Source organism: Myxococcales bacterium (assembly GCA_016717005.1).
In the GTDB taxonomy this organism is placed as follows: Bacteria; Myxococcota_A; Polyangia; order Haliangiales; family Haliangiaceae; genus UBA2376.
This window is the reverse complement of the sequence record JADJUF010000016.1, coordinates 135,586-151,917: the sequence shown is the minus strand read 5'-3', so window position 1 is coordinate 151,917 and position 16,332 is coordinate 135,586. Positions and strand designations below refer to the sequence as shown.

General features: G+C 73.0%; 13 protein-coding genes. 5 read left to right on the top strand and 8 right to left on the bottom strand.

The features are described from left to right. Positions 1 to 67: 67 nt before the first annotated feature. The 4 genes from IPL61_16520 (at position 68) to IPL61_16505 (ending at position 7,738) form a co-directional block, all read left to right on the top strand. A complete protein-coding gene (locus IPL61_16520; GenBank protein MBK9032849.1) occupies positions 68 to 2,143 on the top strand; it encodes a hypothetical protein in 2,076 nt (691 codons plus the stop codon). Between the two features lie 98 nt (positions 2,144 to 2,241). Further along, complete coding sequence (locus tag IPL61_16515) at positions 2,242 to 3,018, top strand: DUF559 domain-containing protein (GenBank protein MBK9032848.1); 777 nt, start codon at positions 2,242 to 2,244, stop codon at positions 3,016 to 3,018. A 3-nt stretch (positions 3,019 to 3,021) separates the two neighbouring features. Continuing rightward, positions 3,022 to 3,891, top strand: coding sequence for a hypothetical protein (locus tag IPL61_16510; GenBank protein MBK9032847.1), 870 nt, complete (start codon positions 3,022 to 3,024; stop codon positions 3,889 to 3,891). Between the two features lie 88 nt (positions 3,892 to 3,979). Beyond that, complete coding sequence (locus tag IPL61_16505; protein ID MBK9032846.1) at positions 3,980 to 7,738, top strand: DUF853 family protein; 3,759 nt, start codon at positions 3,980 to 3,982, stop codon at positions 7,736 to 7,738. A 115-nt stretch (positions 7,739 to 7,853) separates the two neighbouring features. Here IPL61_16505 and IPL61_16500 read toward each other — a convergent pair whose 3' ends face one another. From IPL61_16500 to IPL61_16470, 7 genes are all read right to left on the bottom strand, one after another. Then, the gene (locus IPL61_16500; protein MBK9032845.1) at positions 7,854 to 8,585 is read right to left on the bottom strand and encodes a transposase; all 732 of its coding nucleotides are present in this window, start codon (positions 8,583 to 8,585) and stop codon (positions 7,854 to 7,856) included. A 998-nt stretch (positions 8,586 to 9,583) separates the two neighbouring features. Beyond that, entirely contained in the window at positions 9,584 to 10,087 is a 504-nt protein-coding gene (locus IPL61_16495) for a hypothetical protein (GenBank protein MBK9032844.1), read from the bottom strand. Beyond that, on the bottom strand, positions 10,084 to 10,557 hold the full coding sequence (gene nusB / locus IPL61_16490; GenBank protein ID MBK9032843.1) for a transcription antitermination factor NusB: 474 nt from the start codon (positions 10,555 to 10,557) through the stop codon (positions 10,084 to 10,086). The genes IPL61_16495 and nusB overlap by 4 nt, the downstream gene beginning before the upstream one ends. Next, positions 10,554 to 11,030 (bottom strand): 6,7-dimethyl-8-ribityllumazine synthase, encoded by a 477-nt coding sequence (locus tag IPL61_16485; GenBank protein ID MBK9032842.1) that lies wholly within the window; start codon positions 11,028 to 11,030, stop codon positions 10,554 to 10,556. Before IPL61_16485 ends, nusB begins: the two co-directional genes overlap by 4 nt. Positions 11,031 to 11,040: 10 nt before the next feature. Further along, on the bottom strand, positions 11,041 to 12,201 hold the full coding sequence (gene ribB / locus IPL61_16480; protein ID MBK9032841.1) for a 3,4-dihydroxy-2-butanone-4-phosphate synthase: 1,161 nt from the start codon (positions 12,199 to 12,201) through the stop codon (positions 11,041 to 11,043). Beyond that, positions 12,201 to 12,806, bottom strand: coding sequence for a riboflavin synthase (locus tag IPL61_16475; protein MBK9032840.1), 606 nt, complete (start codon positions 12,804 to 12,806; stop codon positions 12,201 to 12,203). The genes ribB and IPL61_16475 overlap by 1 nt, the downstream gene beginning before the upstream one ends. 37 nt (positions 12,807 to 12,843) lie before the next feature. Next, positions 12,844 to 13,839, bottom strand: coding sequence for a CDP-alcohol phosphatidyltransferase family protein (locus tag IPL61_16470; GenBank protein MBK9032839.1), 996 nt, complete (start codon positions 13,837 to 13,839; stop codon positions 12,844 to 12,846). A gap of 79 nt (positions 13,840 to 13,918) precedes the next feature. Between IPL61_16470 and IPL61_16465 the strand changes: the two genes are divergently transcribed. After that, a complete protein-coding gene (locus IPL61_16465; protein ID MBK9032838.1) occupies positions 13,919 to 14,656 on the top strand; it encodes a phosphocholine cytidylyltransferase family protein in 738 nt (245 codons plus the stop codon). Between the two features lie 16 nt (positions 14,657 to 14,672). On the opposite strand, the gene IPL61_16460 is transcribed toward IPL61_16465, so the two are convergent. Next, positions 14,673 to 16,223 carry an oligosaccharide flippase family protein gene (locus IPL61_16460; protein MBK9032837.1) on the bottom strand — a complete coding sequence of 517 codons (1,551 nt, stop codon included), beginning with the start codon at positions 16,221 to 16,223 and terminating at the stop codon, positions 14,673 to 14,675. Positions 16,224 to 16,332: the final 109 nt, after the last annotated feature.

The following is a 16,332-nucleotide window of genomic DNA, read 5'->3' as shown; positions in this document are numbered from 1 at the left end:
GAACCGCGCCCGCATCCGGCGGGCAAGTTTCGGCCTCGGGCGGCCCGCGCGCGGTACGATGGGTCCGATGAGGATCGCGCTGCTCCTGGGTGTGTCGCTGCTCGCGTGTACGTCCCCCCGGCCGACGGCCCCGACGCCGGCCCCGACCCCGGGCGCGGGCGGCCCGGCCCAGGTGCGGCCGCTGGCGTTCGGCGGCGACGCCAAGCGCGGCGACTCGGCGCTGATCCTCGGCACCGACGAGCGCGGCGGCTCGACCGTCGTGCCGCTGGCCGCCGGCGAGCGCAAGGTCTCGGTCGACTCGCTCTACGTCGACACCGGCGCGACGCCCCCGGTCGGGGGCCTCGGCGCGGTCGAGCTGACCGCCGCCACCTCGACCGCGGGCCAGGTCCGGGTCGGCATCTTCGAGGACGTCTCGGGCGGCCTGGGCCCGAGCTGGCGCGCCGGCGTGTGGACCGCGTCGCTCGTCGCCGCCGACCTGCTCGGCAAGGACCTCACCGACCTCACGTTCACCGCGGCGGCGTCGGGCCGGGTCGACGGCGCCTCGGCCTCGGGCCTGATGACCGCGGGCTACCTGGCCGGGCTGCTCGGGTACGCGGTCTCGCCCGAGGCGACGATGACCGGCATCATCAACCCCGACGGCACGATCGGCCCGGTCGGCGGCATCCCGCAGAAGTTCGAGGCCGCGATCGCCAAGGGCAAGAAGCGCCTCGGCTACCCGATCGGCATGCGCAAGGCGGTCGACCTGGCCACCGGCGAGGAGGTCGATCTGGTCGAGCTGGCCGCCGCGCACGGCGCCGAGGCGGTCGAGATCGCCGACGTCTACGCGGCGCTGACCTTGCTCACCGGCAAGGAGCTGGCGCGGCCGGTGCCGGTCACGGTCGCGCAGATGGCGCCGCCGGAGCCGGTGGTCGCGGCGATGGAGCGCCAGTACCAGTTCTGGAGCGGCATGCTCGCCGATGGCTGGCCCCAGGTGCTCGAGCTGTCGACCTCGCAGGCCGTGCCGACGCTGGTCGCGTCCTTCGCGCAGGGCGCGATCGACGACCTGACGACCGCCGAGCGCCTGCGCGCCGACGGCCGCGGCGCCGCGGCGGTACGGATGATCACGCGCGCGTGGTTCCAGGGCGCGACCGCGGGCTCGACGGCCGACGTGCTGGCGCTCGCGGCCAAGGGCGACCTGGCGGGCGCCACCGCCAAGCTCGACGAGTTCGAGCAGTTCGCGGCGGCGACCGACCAGGCCCTGCTCACGATCGGCACGATCAAGCCCGACACGATGGGCGGCCACCTGCAGCTGATGTCGGCGTTCCGCCTGGCGATCACCGGCTGGGGCTTTCGGTCGATGGCGTCGAGCACGCTCCTGCCCAAGGCCCGGGCGGCGCTGGCGGCGCTGGCCGGCAAGCCGCCCGCCGTGCTGGCGTCGCGCGACACCGCCCGGGAGCTGACCCAGACCGTGTTCCCCGCGATCGGCTCGATCGCGCGGGCGATCGTCGGGCTGGCCCGGGCCGGCACGACGATGGAGGTCGAGGCCGCGATCACGCTCGACTACCGCTGCTCGCTGCCCAACGTGCGGCGCCTGGCCAAGTCGTTCAAGTCCGCGGCCGCGTCGAACCTCGCCTACCTCGACGCGCTGTTCGTCGCCGATCTCGCCGGCGCGCTGAACCTGCCGATGGACCAGGCCCGCGAGGCGTTCGCGCTGCGCGAGCCCGGCTACCTGGTCGCGATGATGGGCGCCAACGTGACCACCATGGACGGCCTGCCCGCGCAGCTCAAGGCCGCCTGGGGCGAGGACTCGATCGCCTGGGGCCTGTTCGCGCTGGCCGCCAGCGAGCTGTCGTTCAGCGACACCTCGACGCTGATCACCGAGTACTACTCGCTCCAGCTCCAGTACGGCCCCGACGGCGAGTTCACCGGCGTCGCGCACCAGCAGGCCTTCGACCACATGCTCGAGTTCGCCGAGCGCCGCACCCGCGAGCAGGCCCGCGCCGCGCTGGTGGCCACCGGCGGCATCCCGGTCCAGACGCAGATCTACTACCAGATCGCCGAGACCCAGCGCGCCGGCGATCCGCGCGAGCGCCTCGACGCCCTCGGCTCGTACTGGACCGCGATGCAGTTCGCCCAGACCGCCGTGATGCTCGCGCGGAATTGACGGCCGCGGCGGCGCGCCCGACGGTCACCGGCCAAGGGTGAGATCGAACGACGCCCGCGCGACGAGATCTGGGCAAGCGCAGGCGCTAGGCTAGCGCCATGGGGGGGCCCGAGGACGGAGCCGTCATGCGGATGCTCACGCGCCACCAGTGGGTGCGCGAGCACGGCACGCCGCGCGTGACGACCTTGGTCGGTGACCCCGCGATCGCGCAGACCTGGTGGCACGACTGGTTGCGAGCGAGCCAAGGCGAGGCGTCGCTCGCGACGACGTTCGCGCCGCCGCGCGATGCGACCGACACCTGGCTCTCGACCGCGGCGATCGACGCGATCAAGATCAGCACGCAGCGGCCACGGCAACCGGTCGCGGTGATCGCCACGGCGCCCATGCTCGCGCGGTGGCTCGCGTCCCGGACGGATCGCGTGGCCGTGATCATCGCGGAGGGCGTGGTCGAACTCCCACTCGACGGCAGGTCCGAGGCGGCGACCACCCACAGCCCGCCTCCGTCGGCCGCGGCCCCCAGAGCGCGCAGCCGACCGGAGGCCAAGCTGTTCACGGCGCTGGAGGCGACGCCCGCGACGACCGGCAGGTTCCAGCTCAACCAGACGCTGTCCTTCCACTTCGGACCGCGCCCGGTCGAGGTCGACCTGCTCGCCCGCGCGGACGACCTCGCGATCGAGGTCGATGGGTACCACCACTTCACCGACGTCGATCACTACCGCCTCGACCGCGAGAAGGACCTCCTCTTGCAAGCGCACGGCTACATCGTCCTGCGGGTCCTCGCCGACGACGTCGACGCCGACGCACGCCAAGCCGTCCAGATGGTGATCCGCCTGCTCGGAATCCGCGACGGGGCGCGCCGGCGCCGGAAGGGCTAACAGATGGCAACCCACGAACCTCCGACGGTCGTCCCCGCGCGGCTCGACGATCTGGTCCTCGGTCGACTCGCGACCGCCCCGCGCCCGATGCCCCACGCCGCGGTCGTCCAGGCGCTGCGCGCGTTCGCCCCGACGGCGATCGACGGTGCCCGCTGGTCGACCGCGATCTTCGAGGCGACCGCACGCCTGACCTCGGCCGGCCTGATCGACGAGCACCGCCGCGCCGTCGCTGGCGCTGAGCCCCTGGCGGCACGGTTCCCGGCCGCCGGCAGCGTGACCTGGCCCCGGCTGCAAGGCCAGCTGGTGCCGGGGCTCGCCCTCGACATCCCCACCGACGACCGCGCCACCCATGCGCGCCTGAAAGGTCGCGACCAGTGGGTCGCCGCGACCATCGGCCGCGCGCTCGGCTTGTGGTCCGATGGTCCGCTGCCGCGCCTGGCCTCCGTGTGCGACGCGCTGGTGTGGCGTGCGCTCGGGCTCCCGCCGCCGGTCCGCCGCACGCCGCCGGCGATCCGTGCGCACTTCCTCAGCCAGCTCCTCGGCGCTGGCACGGGCGCGCCCGAGCGGCGAGCCGCGTTGCTCGCAGCGCGCGAGACCGGCGCCGTCCGGTCAGACATCCGCGCGTTGCGCGAGGCGCTGGTGCGCCGCTGGCTGTGCGCTCAGCGATGGGGCGTGCCGGCGCCCGTCGACTTCGGCGCTGCGGTTCAGGCGGCGGCCGATCGCGCGACGACCGGCCAGTTCGGCCCCCGCAAGGTGTTCATCAGCGCGGTGTGGCGTGACCCCGTGTTCGCGCACATCCCCTGGCCGACTTCAAGCGCGACCTGCTCGCGGCCCACCAGGCCGGCACGGTGCGGCTGGTCCGCGCCGACCTGATGGGCGCCCTCGACCCCAACCTCGTCCGCGAGTCCGAACTCCCGCACCTGGAGACTCGCTACCACTTCGTCGAGCGATCGGAGCCGTCGTGACCACCACCTGGGCGCCGCTGGACACCGTCGAGATCGTGACCTGGTTGAACGCCATCATCGGCCAGCTCCATCAAGGCGCCACCGGGCCGGTGCGCGACGAGCTGGTCGCGGAGCTCCGCCGCGACACCGGCGCCAGCGCCCCGTTCCGGATCCTCGCGGCGCTCGCGCTCCTCGACGATTGTCTGCGCATCGCGCACCTCGCCGCGGCCGCCGACGGCGTGATCGAGGACCACGAGGTGGCCCGGACGCTGCCGCTCGCACGCGTCGCCGCGCCGCGCTTCTTCGCGTTGCTCCCTCAGTACGAGGCATTCGGCGAGCCAGAGCTGAGCGCGGCCGAGCTGATCTCGTTCATGCGCATCCATCGGGAGGGGCGCGGGCCGTTCGGCGACCCGGGGCCGAGCACCTGGCGCGGCGTGCGCCTGTGCAAGCGCATCGCTGCGCAGTCCCACAACGAGGCGCCAGCGCGTGATCTCGAGCGCATGCTGGTCAGGATCATGGACGCGGTCTTCGCCGACCGCGACAGCGCGAGCGAACGGCGCGCGCGCGACAAGCTCCGCGGGCTGTTCGAGAGCGCCGGCGTCGCGGGCGTCGATCCGCGCGTCACCGCGTTCTGCCGCGCGGACGCGCCCGAGGTCTTCGCGTCGGTGGCCCACGGAGCCCAGGTCTTCGAGCGCGACCCCTTCGACGTCGACACGATCCATGGCGACGCGCGGACCGCCTTCGCCAGCCAGCTCGAGCACGCGATCACCCCGGTCCGACATGGCCAGGGGCACGGCCGGACGCTCCTGGTCCTGGGCGGCGCCGGGAGCGGCAAGACCCACCTCCTGCGGGCGTTCCGGACCAGCGTCCATGAGCGTGGCCTCGGGTACGTCGGCTACCTGCAGATGTCCTCGGACGTCGGCGACTACGCGCGGTACGTGCTCACCAAGCTGATCGACTCGCTCGAGCGCCCCTACAACGCCCCGGACCGACCCGAGCCCGCGCTCGTGTACCTCTCCGATGGGCTGATCGAGCACGACGGCGCGGTCGCGCCTGCGCTGCTGGAGCGGCTCCGCACCAGCGAGGTCGGCGATGACGAGTTCCCGACCTTCATCGGCCAGGTCGTCGACCAGCTCGTCCGGGTCGACGCGCTCAGGACCGTCGACAGTGACCTTATCCATGCCCTGGTCCTGTTGCAGCGCCGCGATCCCGCGCTGCAGCGTCGGATCATCAAGTACCTGCGGTGCGAGCCGCTGACCACGTATGAGCAAGGCCTGCTCGGTGGCCTGGCGCCGAGGCTCCAGCCCGAAGATCCCGTGCGGATGGTGACCCAGCTCGGCCACCTCGCGTTCCAACTCCACGCCGCAGCGCTCGTGCTCCTCGTCGATCAGATCGAAGACGAGATCCCGGACGCGCAGAGCCACGAGCGCATCCAGCGGGCGTTCGACGCCCTTCGACAGATCGCCGACGCGCTCCCCTCGGCGCTGGTCGTCGTGGCGTGTCTCGACGACGTCTACGATCAGATCCGGCCACGGCTGAGCTCACCCGTCGTCGACCGGCTCGAGCGCGACCCGGGCGTGGTCCGGCTGACCGCGCAACGGAGCCGGAGCGAGATCGAGGTCATGCTGGCCCGGCGGCTCGAGTTCCTCTACGACGCCGTCGACGTCGGCTGGCGCGACGACGAGGCGCTCTTCCCGTTCCAGCCCGAGCAGCTCGACGAGTTGAGCAACCAGAAGGCCCGCGACTGCCTCGCGTACTTCCGGAAGTACCAGGAGCGCTGCATCGCCTCGGCGACCCTCGTCCCGACGGCGACCGCCGAGGCTGGGGTCCCGCCGGCCACGCTCAGCGCGGGCGTCGAGCGATCCGACGACACCGACGCGCTGGAGCGCGCCTGGAACGACGTCCAGGTCGAGTCGACGTCCGTGCCCGACGATGACGTCGGGTTGCTGCACCTGCTCGAAGGCGGGGTCGCCGCCTGCGCGGAAGAACTCGGCCTGGCCATGAACCCGCGCCTCGACACCAGCAAGCGCGCGCGCCTCACCATCGCCAGCCCCGGTCGGCCGACGCGGATCGTCGAGATCTGCAACCGGCAAGCCCAGGGCGGTCACCTGGGCCGTCAGCTCGTCGCGTTGCACGACTCGATCACGGACGGCGAGATCGCCATCGCGCTGCGCACGTCGGAGTTCTCTCACGGACCCAAGACCCAGACCGCCAAGCAGCTCGGCGCCCTGATCAAGGCCGGCGGCCTGGCCCTGGCGGTCGAAGACGGCGACCTGCGCGCGACCCTCGCGTTCACGACGTTCGCGGCCCGTTCCTCGAGTCGCCCAGGCTTCCAGGCCTGGCGACGCCGCGCACGTCCGCTAGCGCGCCTGGCCCTCTTCCGCCGGCTCCTCGACCTCGATCAGCTGCCGCCATCGGCGCCGCCAGCGATGGCGGCACCGGGCACCCCGGCGACAGCGCCGACGATCTCGAAGGCCCCGCCGCCGCCGCTCCCGTCGCTCCCGCCGCTCCCCCGTCCGGCGCCACCGGCCATGGTACCGGCCGCCAACCTGCTCCACCTGGGCGTCACGCCGACGATGCGCGGGGAGGCGGTGACGCTCGAGGCGGAGTCCCTCAAGGTGCATGCGGCGTTCCTCGGCACCACCGGCAGCGGCAAGACCACGATCGCGCTCAACATCGTCGAACAACTCCTCGAGCGCGGCATCTCGGTCATGCTCGTCGACCGCAAGGGCGACCTCGCGCGATACGCCAGCGGCACTTGGTGGGCGGAGGTCCCGACCGACCCCGCCGCCGCGCAACGCAAGCAGGCGCTGCGCGCGAAGGTGCAGGTCGACCTGTACACGCCCGGTGAGTCGACCGGGCGGCCCATCCGCATCCCGATCGTCCCCGCCGGCATGCCCGAGATGACGCCGCAGGAGCGAGATCAGGTCTCGACCACCGCCGCAGGCGGCCTGGCGGCGATGATCGGGTACGGGCGCGCCGACGCCCACAAGAAGCGGACCGCGATCCTCAAGAAGGCGATCGAACTCCACGCGGACACCTCGGGCGCGACCCTGGACGACCTGCGCGACACGATCTCGCGACCCGATCCCGAGCTCCTCGCCGCGGTCGGGAACCTGACCCGCCACTTCAGCGCCGTCGCCGAGGATCTGGACACGCTGGCGATCCAGCGCGGCCAGCTGCTCTCGGGCGGCGGAGAGGTGCTCGATGTCCAGGCGATGATGGCGCCGCTGGCTGGCAAGACCCGCCTCACGATCATCAGCGCGGTGGCCTTGACCGACGTCGCCGTGCTGCAGTTCTTCGTGTCGAGGCTGCTGGTCGAGCTGGCCCGCATGGTCCGGCGGAACCCGGCCCCGACGCTGCGCACGGTCGCGTTGTTCGACGAGGCCGACATCTACATCCCGGCGGTGTCATCACCGCCGACCAAGGAGCCCATGTTCGAGCTGCTGCGCCGCGCTCGCTCGGGTGGCCTCGGCGTCTTCCTGGCGACGCAGAACCCCGGCGACCTCGACTACAAGGCGCGCGACAATATCGCCACGTGGCTCATCGGTCGCGTCGCGCAGGCGCGCGCGATCGACAAGATGCGCAACCTCATCGGCGCCTACCCCAACGTCGCCGTACGCCTGGCACAGCAGACGACCGGGAGCTTCTTCCTGATCAACCCCGCGCTGTCGGCCACCGCCCGGGAGCTCCGCGCGGACCAGGCCATCATGAAGACCCAGCAACTCGAGGAGCACGAGATCGCCGCGCTCGCGCGCGCCACCGCGTCGCCCTGACTCCGCGTCGCCCCGACACCACGCTACCCGACTCACCGGCTCGGCACCAAGGTCGTGCCGTGCCCCGACTTCATCGTCGAGCCCGCAGCTCGCCCGCGCCCCGCCCTCCCCTGGATCACGGCGCCGGCCCAGGGACGTCGTCGATGTCGATCAGGCCGCCGCCCCGGCGCCAGCCGACCGAGAGCAACCAGGTGTGCGGGTCGGCGGTCGGTCGTCCGCCCTTGGCGAGCGCGCGGAGCCACGGGGCGTCCGTGCAGATCGCGGCCTTCCAGCCGTCGAACCACAGCGCGCTGGAGTAGGGATCGACCCACCCGCGCGCGAGGACCTGCCCACGCTCGGCGGCGTGGTGCCGGCCGTTGAGCAGGACGTAGCGGACGGCGTTGCGGACCTCGCGCGGCGTGCGCAGCGGCCGCGCGTGATAGCGCTGGGCGAACAACCGGCCGCGCCGACCGAGCAGCGCGTTGAGGCGCCGGGCCAAGCGGATGCTGAGCCCCTGCATGCCGCGCGCGAGCGCCGCGGCGCCGGCGGCCTCGACCACCAAGTGGAGGTGATCGCCGAGGACGTTGTAGTGGACCACGCGGAAGTCGCCGCGGTGGCCGCCCGCGGCAATCGCCGCGCGCACGACGCGCATGACCGCGGCCCGCCGGAACGACGGCAGGCCGCCGACGACCTTGAGCGTGACGTGCACCGGCACCGACGCCGGGAAGCGCGGGCGCGGCAGGTGCGCGCAGCTGCCCTTGCGCTTCTTGCGACCGGCGCCGGGCCGCCAGCCGCCGTGCCCGGTGGGGCGACGAGCCCGATCCAGCGTGAGCTGGATCGGCGTTCGGAGGGGTCGCGGTGCGCTCATTTTTGATTATGGCATATAACACACCACGGAGATGCGTCAAGCCCGTACGTCGATCGCAAGCGCACGGCGCACGCCTTGGCGGGACCGCGGGGTGAGGGAGCTGGCGCCCGGAGCGCTGGTGGAGTTGCCGCGGCGTGGACAGTCACCCCGCCGCCATCGTGGATGGCGACCAGACCGCACAGGACGGCGGTGTGCCTGACCCACACCGCTTGGACACCGGCGAGGCGCGCGCGCCGGAGCACCGCGGTCGAGTTGGCGCCGGTGCCCACAACCCCACAGCGCCCACCGGCCCCGGATCCCGTTTTATCTACGAGAGCGAGAACGACGGCACGGACCCGAGCCCGGCGACCTGGACGGACGCTAGGCCGGCTCACCTGGATCGGATCTGGTCGAGCGCCCTCAGGGTCTCCGGACGATCAAGATCGAACTCACGGAACCGGCGGGCGCTGTGGGGTTGTGGGCACCGGCGCCAACTCAACAGCGCTCGGTCATCCTGCAAGCGTCGCCGGTGTCCAAGCCGCTGTGGGTCAGGCACACCGCCTGCCCGCGCGACCAGGTCGCCCTCGATGACTGCGGTGTGGCTGTCCACACCGGCGTCAACTCCATCAGCGCTCTGGGAGCCCGCGGCCTCGTCGCGCCCGCGGTGTCCGTCGAGCGCCCGCGGTGTCCGTCGCGCCCGCCGCCTCGTCGCGCCCGCGGTGTCCGTCGAGCGCCCGCGGTGTCCGTCGCGCGCCCGCGCCGTCGCGCGCCCGCGGTGTCCGTCGCGCGCCCGCGGTGTCCGTCGCGCCCGCGGTGTCCGTCGCGCCCGCGGTGTCCGTCGCGCCCGCGGCGTCCGTCGAGCCCGCGGCGTCCGTCGAGCCCGCGGCCTCGTCGCGCCGCGGCCTCGTCGCGCCCGCGGCGTCCGGTCGCGCGCCGCGACGTCCTTCGAGGGTCCGCGGCGCCCTTCGAGCGCTCCCCGGCCGCTGGCCCTTCGCCAGCGGCACCCGCCTCGCCCCGCCTCAGTCGCGGCGGCCCTGCAGGCGCAGGAGCTCGGCCATGTCCTTGTGACCGGCGGGGCCGTCGATCAGCCAGACGGCGCCGTCGCCGCGATCGGTCTCCTCGAGGACGACCTCGAGCGCGCGCCGGGCGCCGATCACGCCGGTGGCGCGGCCGGGGGCCTCGAGCGCGAAGTCCTTGACGCCGGCGGCGGTGGCGACCTGGCGCATCCAGCGCAGGTCGTCGCGCAAGGCGGTCTCGCGGTAGCCGCTCGACGGGCCCAGCCCGAACACGAACAGGCGGCGGAACGGCAGGCGCCGACCGGGCGGCAGCATCACGGTCTCGCCGCGGGTGCCGACCAGGCGGCCGGCCTTGCACAGCCGGGTCAGCCGGCCGCACAGCCGCCAGTCGCACAGGCCGGCGGCGCCGCGCAGCGGCCGCTCGTCGGAGAACACCGGCACCAGCAGCGCCTCCCGCGGGGTCTCGTCCCAGCGCGCGAGGTCGAGCGGGAGCAGCGACAGCTTCACGACGCCCCGGGCTCCGGAGCCGGCTCGACGTCGCGGCGGCCGAGCGTGCCGGCGATGCGGTCGAGCACGCCGTTGATGAACGCCGGCGACTCGGCGGTGCCGAACCGCTTCGCCAGCTCGACCGCCTCGTTGATCACGACCCGGGCCGGCGTGGCCGGCGCGTGCAGGAACTCGCCCACCGCCAGCCGCAAGATGTTGCGATCGACCCGGGCCATGCGCTCGAGCCGCCAGTTGCGGGACCCGGCGACGATCACGTCGTCGATGCCCGCGCGGTTGGCGTCGTCGACCACCAGCGCCACCAGCGTCGTCGCCAGCGCCCGGACCGCGCCGTCGGCCTCGAGCTCGAACCGATCGGCCCAGCTCGATACCGCGTCGCGCGCGATCGCGGCCTCGACGCCGTCGTCGATCGCGAACAGCACCTGCAGCGCCAGCGCGCGCGCGGCCCGGCGGGTGACGAGCGACTCGCTCACGCGCGGGTGCCGATCGCGCGGTAGAGCTGGGCCATCTCGATCGCCGCCATGGCCGCGTCGAAGCCCTTGTTGCCGGCCTTGGTGCCGGCCCGCTCGAGCGCCTGCTCGATCGTGTCGGTGGTCAGCACGCCGAACACCACCGGCACGTCGGCCTCGGCCGCGGCCCCGGCCACGCCCTTGGCGGCCTCGCCGGCGACGTAGTCGAAGTGCGGGGTCGCGCCGCGGATCACCGCGCCCAGCGCGATCACCGCGTCGACGCCGCCGCGCGCCAGGACCCGCCGCACCACCTGCGGCAGCTCGAACGCGCCCGGGCACTTGACGACCGTGATGGCGTCGGCGCTGCCGCCGGTGCGGGTGATGGCGTCGACCGCGCCGGCCACGAGCGGCTCGACGATGAGGCCGTTGAAGCGGCTGGCGACGATGGCGAAGCGCAGGCCGGCGGCAGAGAGCGCGCCTTCGAGGACGGTCGGCATGGCGCGCAATCTACCTCACGTCGGCCTTCGTGCGCACCGGCCGGGTCGCCAGCGGCACCCGCTCGACCACCTCGATCCCGAAGCCCTCGATCCCCACGATCTTGCGGTCGCTGTTGGACAGGAGCCGGACCTTGGACAGGCCGAGGTCGGCCAGCACCTGGGCGCCCAGGCCGAAATCGCGCAGGGCCTCGCTCGACGCGTCGGGGCGGAGCGCGCCCGACCGTGGCGCCGCGTCGGTCAGCTTGGCGAAGGACTTCTCGACGCTGGTCCGGGCGCGGCTGTGGACGTACAGGAACACGCCGACGCCGGCGTCGTCGATCTGCCGCAGCGCGGCCTCGACGTCGGGCTTGAGCGCGAGCGGGTCGACGACCGGGTCGAGCACCGCGACCCGGACCAGCACCGGCCCGGCGGCGCGCTCGGGCTCGCCCCGGACCAGCGCCAGGTACTCGGTGTCCTCGACCTCGGTGTCGTAGACGAAGGCCCGCCACGGCTCGCCGGTCCCGAGGAACCCGGGCCGGAGGCCGTGCTCGCGCCGGCGCCGGACGATCTGCTCGCGCTCGAGCCGGTAGGCGATCAGATCGGCGACCGAGCACAGCACCAGCCCGTGCTTGGCGGCGAAGACCTCGAGCTCCGGCATCCGCGCCATCTCGCCGTCGTCCCGCATGATCTCGCAGATGACCCCGGCGGCCTTGCACCCGGCCAGCCGGGCCAGATCGACCGAGCCCTCGGTCTGGCCGGTGCGCACCAGCACGCCGCCGCGCCGCGCCCGCAGCGGGAACACGTGGCCCGGCGACACCAGGTCGTGGGGCCGGGCGTCGTCGGCGATGGCCGCGCGCACGGTGGTCGCGCGATCCTTGGCCGAGATGCCGGTCGAGACGCCGTGGCGGGCCTCGATCGACACCGTGAACGCGGTGCCCAGGCTGGCCTGGTTGTCGCGCACCATCGGCGCCAGCTCGAGCTTGTCGATCAGCGGGCCGTCCATCGCCAGGCAGATCAGCCCGCGGGCGTGGGTCGCCATGAAGTTGATCGCCTCGGGCGTGACCTTGTCGGCCGCCAGGACCAGGTCGCCCTCGTTCTCGCGATCCTCGTCGTCGACCATGATCACCATCTGGCCGGCGCGGATGGCGGCCAGCGCGGCTTCGACGCGAGCGGACGGGGTGGCGAGGCGCATCACGACTTCTCCTGGTACGGGGCGACCAACCTCTCGACGTACTTGCCGATGAGGTCGACCTCGAGGTTCACGCGCGCGCCCGGGCGCCTGTCGCCCAGGTGCGTCGCGGTGACGGTGTGCGGGATGATCGCGACGGCGAAGGTCGACGCGTCGACGGCGTTGACCGTCAGGCTGACCCCGTCGATGGCGATCGAGCCCTTGACGATCACGTAGCGCACGAGCGCCGCCGGCGGCCGGTAGGTCAGGACCACGTTGGCGCCGCGATCGACCCGGGCCACGAGCTCACCGACGCCGTCGACGTGGCCGGCGACCATGTGGCCGCCCAGGCGATCGCCGAGCGCCAGCGCCCGCTCGAGGTGCACGCGGTCGCCGACCCGGCGCTCGCCCAGCGTGGTCTTGGCCAGGGTCTCGGCCCCCGCCAGGACCTCGTAGGTGTCGCCGTGGACCGCGGTCACCGTCAGGCACACGCCGTCGTGGGCGACCGACTCCCCCAGGCCCAGCTCGGCCACCGGGATCGCGCCCGGGCGCACCGTCAGCACGAGCGCGTCCGAGCGCCGGTCGGCACGGGCGATGGTGCCGAGATCTTCGACCAGGCCGGTGAACACGGCGCCTCGTGTAGCACGGGCGCCCCCGGCCGTGCAGCTACATGCCGACCCGCTCGGCGGCCGGGGTCCGGGCCCGCACCACCCGGTGGACCAGCGACAGCCCGAAGTACCCGAACGCGACGATCAGCCCGAGCACCAAGCCCGGCTCGAGCACGCCGGCCAGGCAGCTCGCGGTCCAGACCAGCACGTAGGCGTCGCGCCGCCCCAGCGATCGCACCACCGCCAGCGGGGTCAGCTTGTGCTCGAACCGGTCGGTCAGCTCGGACTCGGCGCGGTCGAAGAACCAGCGGAACGCGAGCACGTCGCCGGGCTTGCCCATCCGCGCCACCGCCCGGAAGATCATCAGCGCGCACGACGCCCGGGCGACCCCGGCCACGACCGCGACCGGCCACCACCAGCCGCCGAGCGCCCAGCCCAGCGCCAGCGTCATGCCGATGTCGATCACGTCGTCCGACGCGTTGTCGAGCATGCGGCCGAAGTTCGAGTACAGGTAGCGGATCCGGGCCAGCTCGCCGTCGCACGAGTCGAACACCGCCTGCAGGAAGATCGCGACGCCGCCCGCGGCGATCGGCCCGCGGCCGCCGATCACCACCAGCGCGCACGCCAGCGCGCCCCAGACCGTGTTGGCGACGGTGACCTGGTTCGGGGTCGCGCCCAGCCGCGCCAGCAGCGGCGTCAGGCGCAGCGACACCGGCCGGATCACGTAGGTGTCGCCGAGGCCGTCGTAGGGGCGCCGGCAGCTCTGCAAGAGCGCGCGCTCGGCCCGGCGGCGACTGCGGCCGTCGACGACCTCGACCCCGGCGACCACGTCACCCGGCACGATCGCCGCGGTGCGGTCGGGGGCGTCGACGTACTCGACCTCGATCGCCAGCGGCGGCAGCGGCGGCCGCGCGTCGGCGCGGAGGCGCACCCGGGCCCGGGTCGCGCCGGCCAGCGCCGCCACCCGCACCACCCGCTCGAGGATCGACATGCCGCCGACGCGCATCGCCGCGATCTGGTCGCGCCCGGCGTAGTCGACGAACACGGTGGTCACGGCCGGCGTGATGCCACAGTCGCGCGATCCCAGCAAGCGGGCTCGCCACGCCCACCGCCGTGCCGTATCGTCCCGCGCCGTGAAGGCCATCATCCTCGCCGCCGGCATGGGCTCGCGCCTGGCGCCGCTCACCAACGATCGTCCCAAGGTGCTGGTGCCGGTCGCCGGCCGGCCGATCCTGTTCCGCCAGCTCGACCACCTCGCCGCCGCCGGCATCGGCCCGAGCGACGTGGTCATCGTCGGCGGCTACCGGGTCGACACGCTCCGGGCCGAGCTGGCCGCCAACGGCTTCGGCGCGTGCACGGTGATCATGAACGACATGTACGAGCCCTGGAACAACTTCTGGTCCCTGGCGGTGGCCGAGCCGGCGGTGCGCGACCACGACGTGCTGCAGTTCGACGGCGACGTGATCCTCGACCCGCAGCTGCTGCCGCGGATGCTGGCCGCGACCGGCGACGCGCTGCTCGCGGTCGACTGCCGCGACGAGCTCGACGACGAGACCATGAAGGCCCAGGTCGACGACGCCGGCGCGGTCACCGGCCTGTCGAAGCAGCTCGATCCCGCGACCTCGGCGGGCGAGTACATCGGCATCTCGCGGCTGTCGGCGGCGGTGGCGGCGCAGGTGTTCCGCGAGCTCCACGTGATGCGCGACGCCGGCAAGACCGGCGAGTACTACGAGTACGCCTACTTTCAGCTGATCGCGCGCGGCGCCGTGCGGTTCGGGATCGTCGACGTCCACGACTGCTCGGTCACCGAGATCGACAACGTCGAGGATCTGGCCCGGGCCGACGCGATGCTCGCCGCCGCGGGGGCGTGAGCGCGGCCGCGGCCGGCTACGCCGATGGCGGTGGCGCGGCTGGCGGTGGCGCGGCCGGCGCCTCGAGCGGCGCCGGATCGGGCGGCAGGTCGACCGGCGGCGGCTCGCCGCGCATCGCCGCGCGCGCGCGCCGCGGCGACAGGCCCTGGGTGTAGGCCAGGAGCACGCCGGCGACGCCGACGATCACCACCGTGACGCCGACCATCCGCACCGCCAGCGGCGCGCCCGCGAGCGCCCACTTGGTGCCCTCCCCGGCCACCGTCGCCGCGACGATGCACAAGGGCACGCCGATCACCTGGCGCACGAACGTGCCGACCTTCAGGTCGATCGTGTAGGTGACCAGCAGGAGCAGCACGATGAACGCGATCGGATAGCCGACGGCCCAGGCCAGGGCCACCGACTCGAACCCCATGGTCGGCCCGAGGTACTTCGCCGACAGCACGAAGAACAGCGGCAGCACCACCGAGGCGACGATCATGTAGATCAGCGTCCGGCTCGGGTGCCCGACGCCGTCGAGCAGCGGCGGCAGCACGTACGACAGCGACCGCAGGATCGCGACCGGCAGCAGGATCCGGACCGCGTCGACCGGCGCCAGGCCGTACTTGGGGAAGAACAGCGTCACGACCTCCTCGGCCGCGACGAACACCACCGCCGAGTACAGCATCACGGTCACCAGGTTCATGCGCGTGAACGACACGAACTGGGCGATCAGCTTGGGGCGGTCGTGGCGCAGCTTCGCGAAGGCCGGGAAGGCGATGTCGACGACGACGTTCGAGATCATCCGCACCGGCTCGAGCACGACCTCGTACGCCAGGCGGTAGATGCCGACCGCGGTCTTGCTGAAATAGACCCCGACGATGAGGTAGTCCGCGTTGGAGTACATCGAGAACAAGATCTGCGACGCCGACGCCTTCATGCCGAACGCGGCGTGGTCCCAGGTCGCGCGCAGCTTGAGCACGAACCTGGGCCGCCACGGGTGACAGATCTGCGCGCCGATGCCGGTGACCAGCACCCGGCCCATCGGCCCGAGCACGAACGCCCAGATGCCGAACCCGGCCGCCGCGAACCCGATCTTGCCGGCGAACTCGGTCAGGTTGGCGATCACCCGGATGACCGACAGCTCCTTGAACCGCAGCTCGCGCTTCATCAGCGCGACCGGGATGAAGTAGACGTTCTGCCACAAGAGCTTGGTGCCGTAGGCGATCATCATCGATCCGATGACCGCGTCGTCGAACAAGCCGGTCGCGATCGGCGGCGCCAGCAGCCACAGCAGCACGAACAGCGTCGCGGCGGTCGTCAGGTTGATCCAGAAGACCGACGAGATGATGTCGTCGTCCTTGCGGTCGCGCTGGATCACCGCCGCCGACAGGCCCAGGTCGGTCACCTGATCGAGGATCGGGAACACCGCGATCGCGAGCGTCGCGACGCCGTACTCGTCGGGCGTGATCCAGTATCGCAGCAGGATCAGGATCGCCAGGAAGTCGAGGACGCCGACCAGCGAGCTGGCCATGCCGATCCACGCCAGGCCGCGGTTGACGTCGGTCTTGATCTCGGTCGCCCCGGGCATCGTGCGCATGCAGCGTACACGGATGGGTCGAGCCACGCGCCGCCGCACCTGCCTGATCGCCTGGGATTGTGGTATGCGCGGCCCATGCGCGACCGGACGAGCGTGCGCG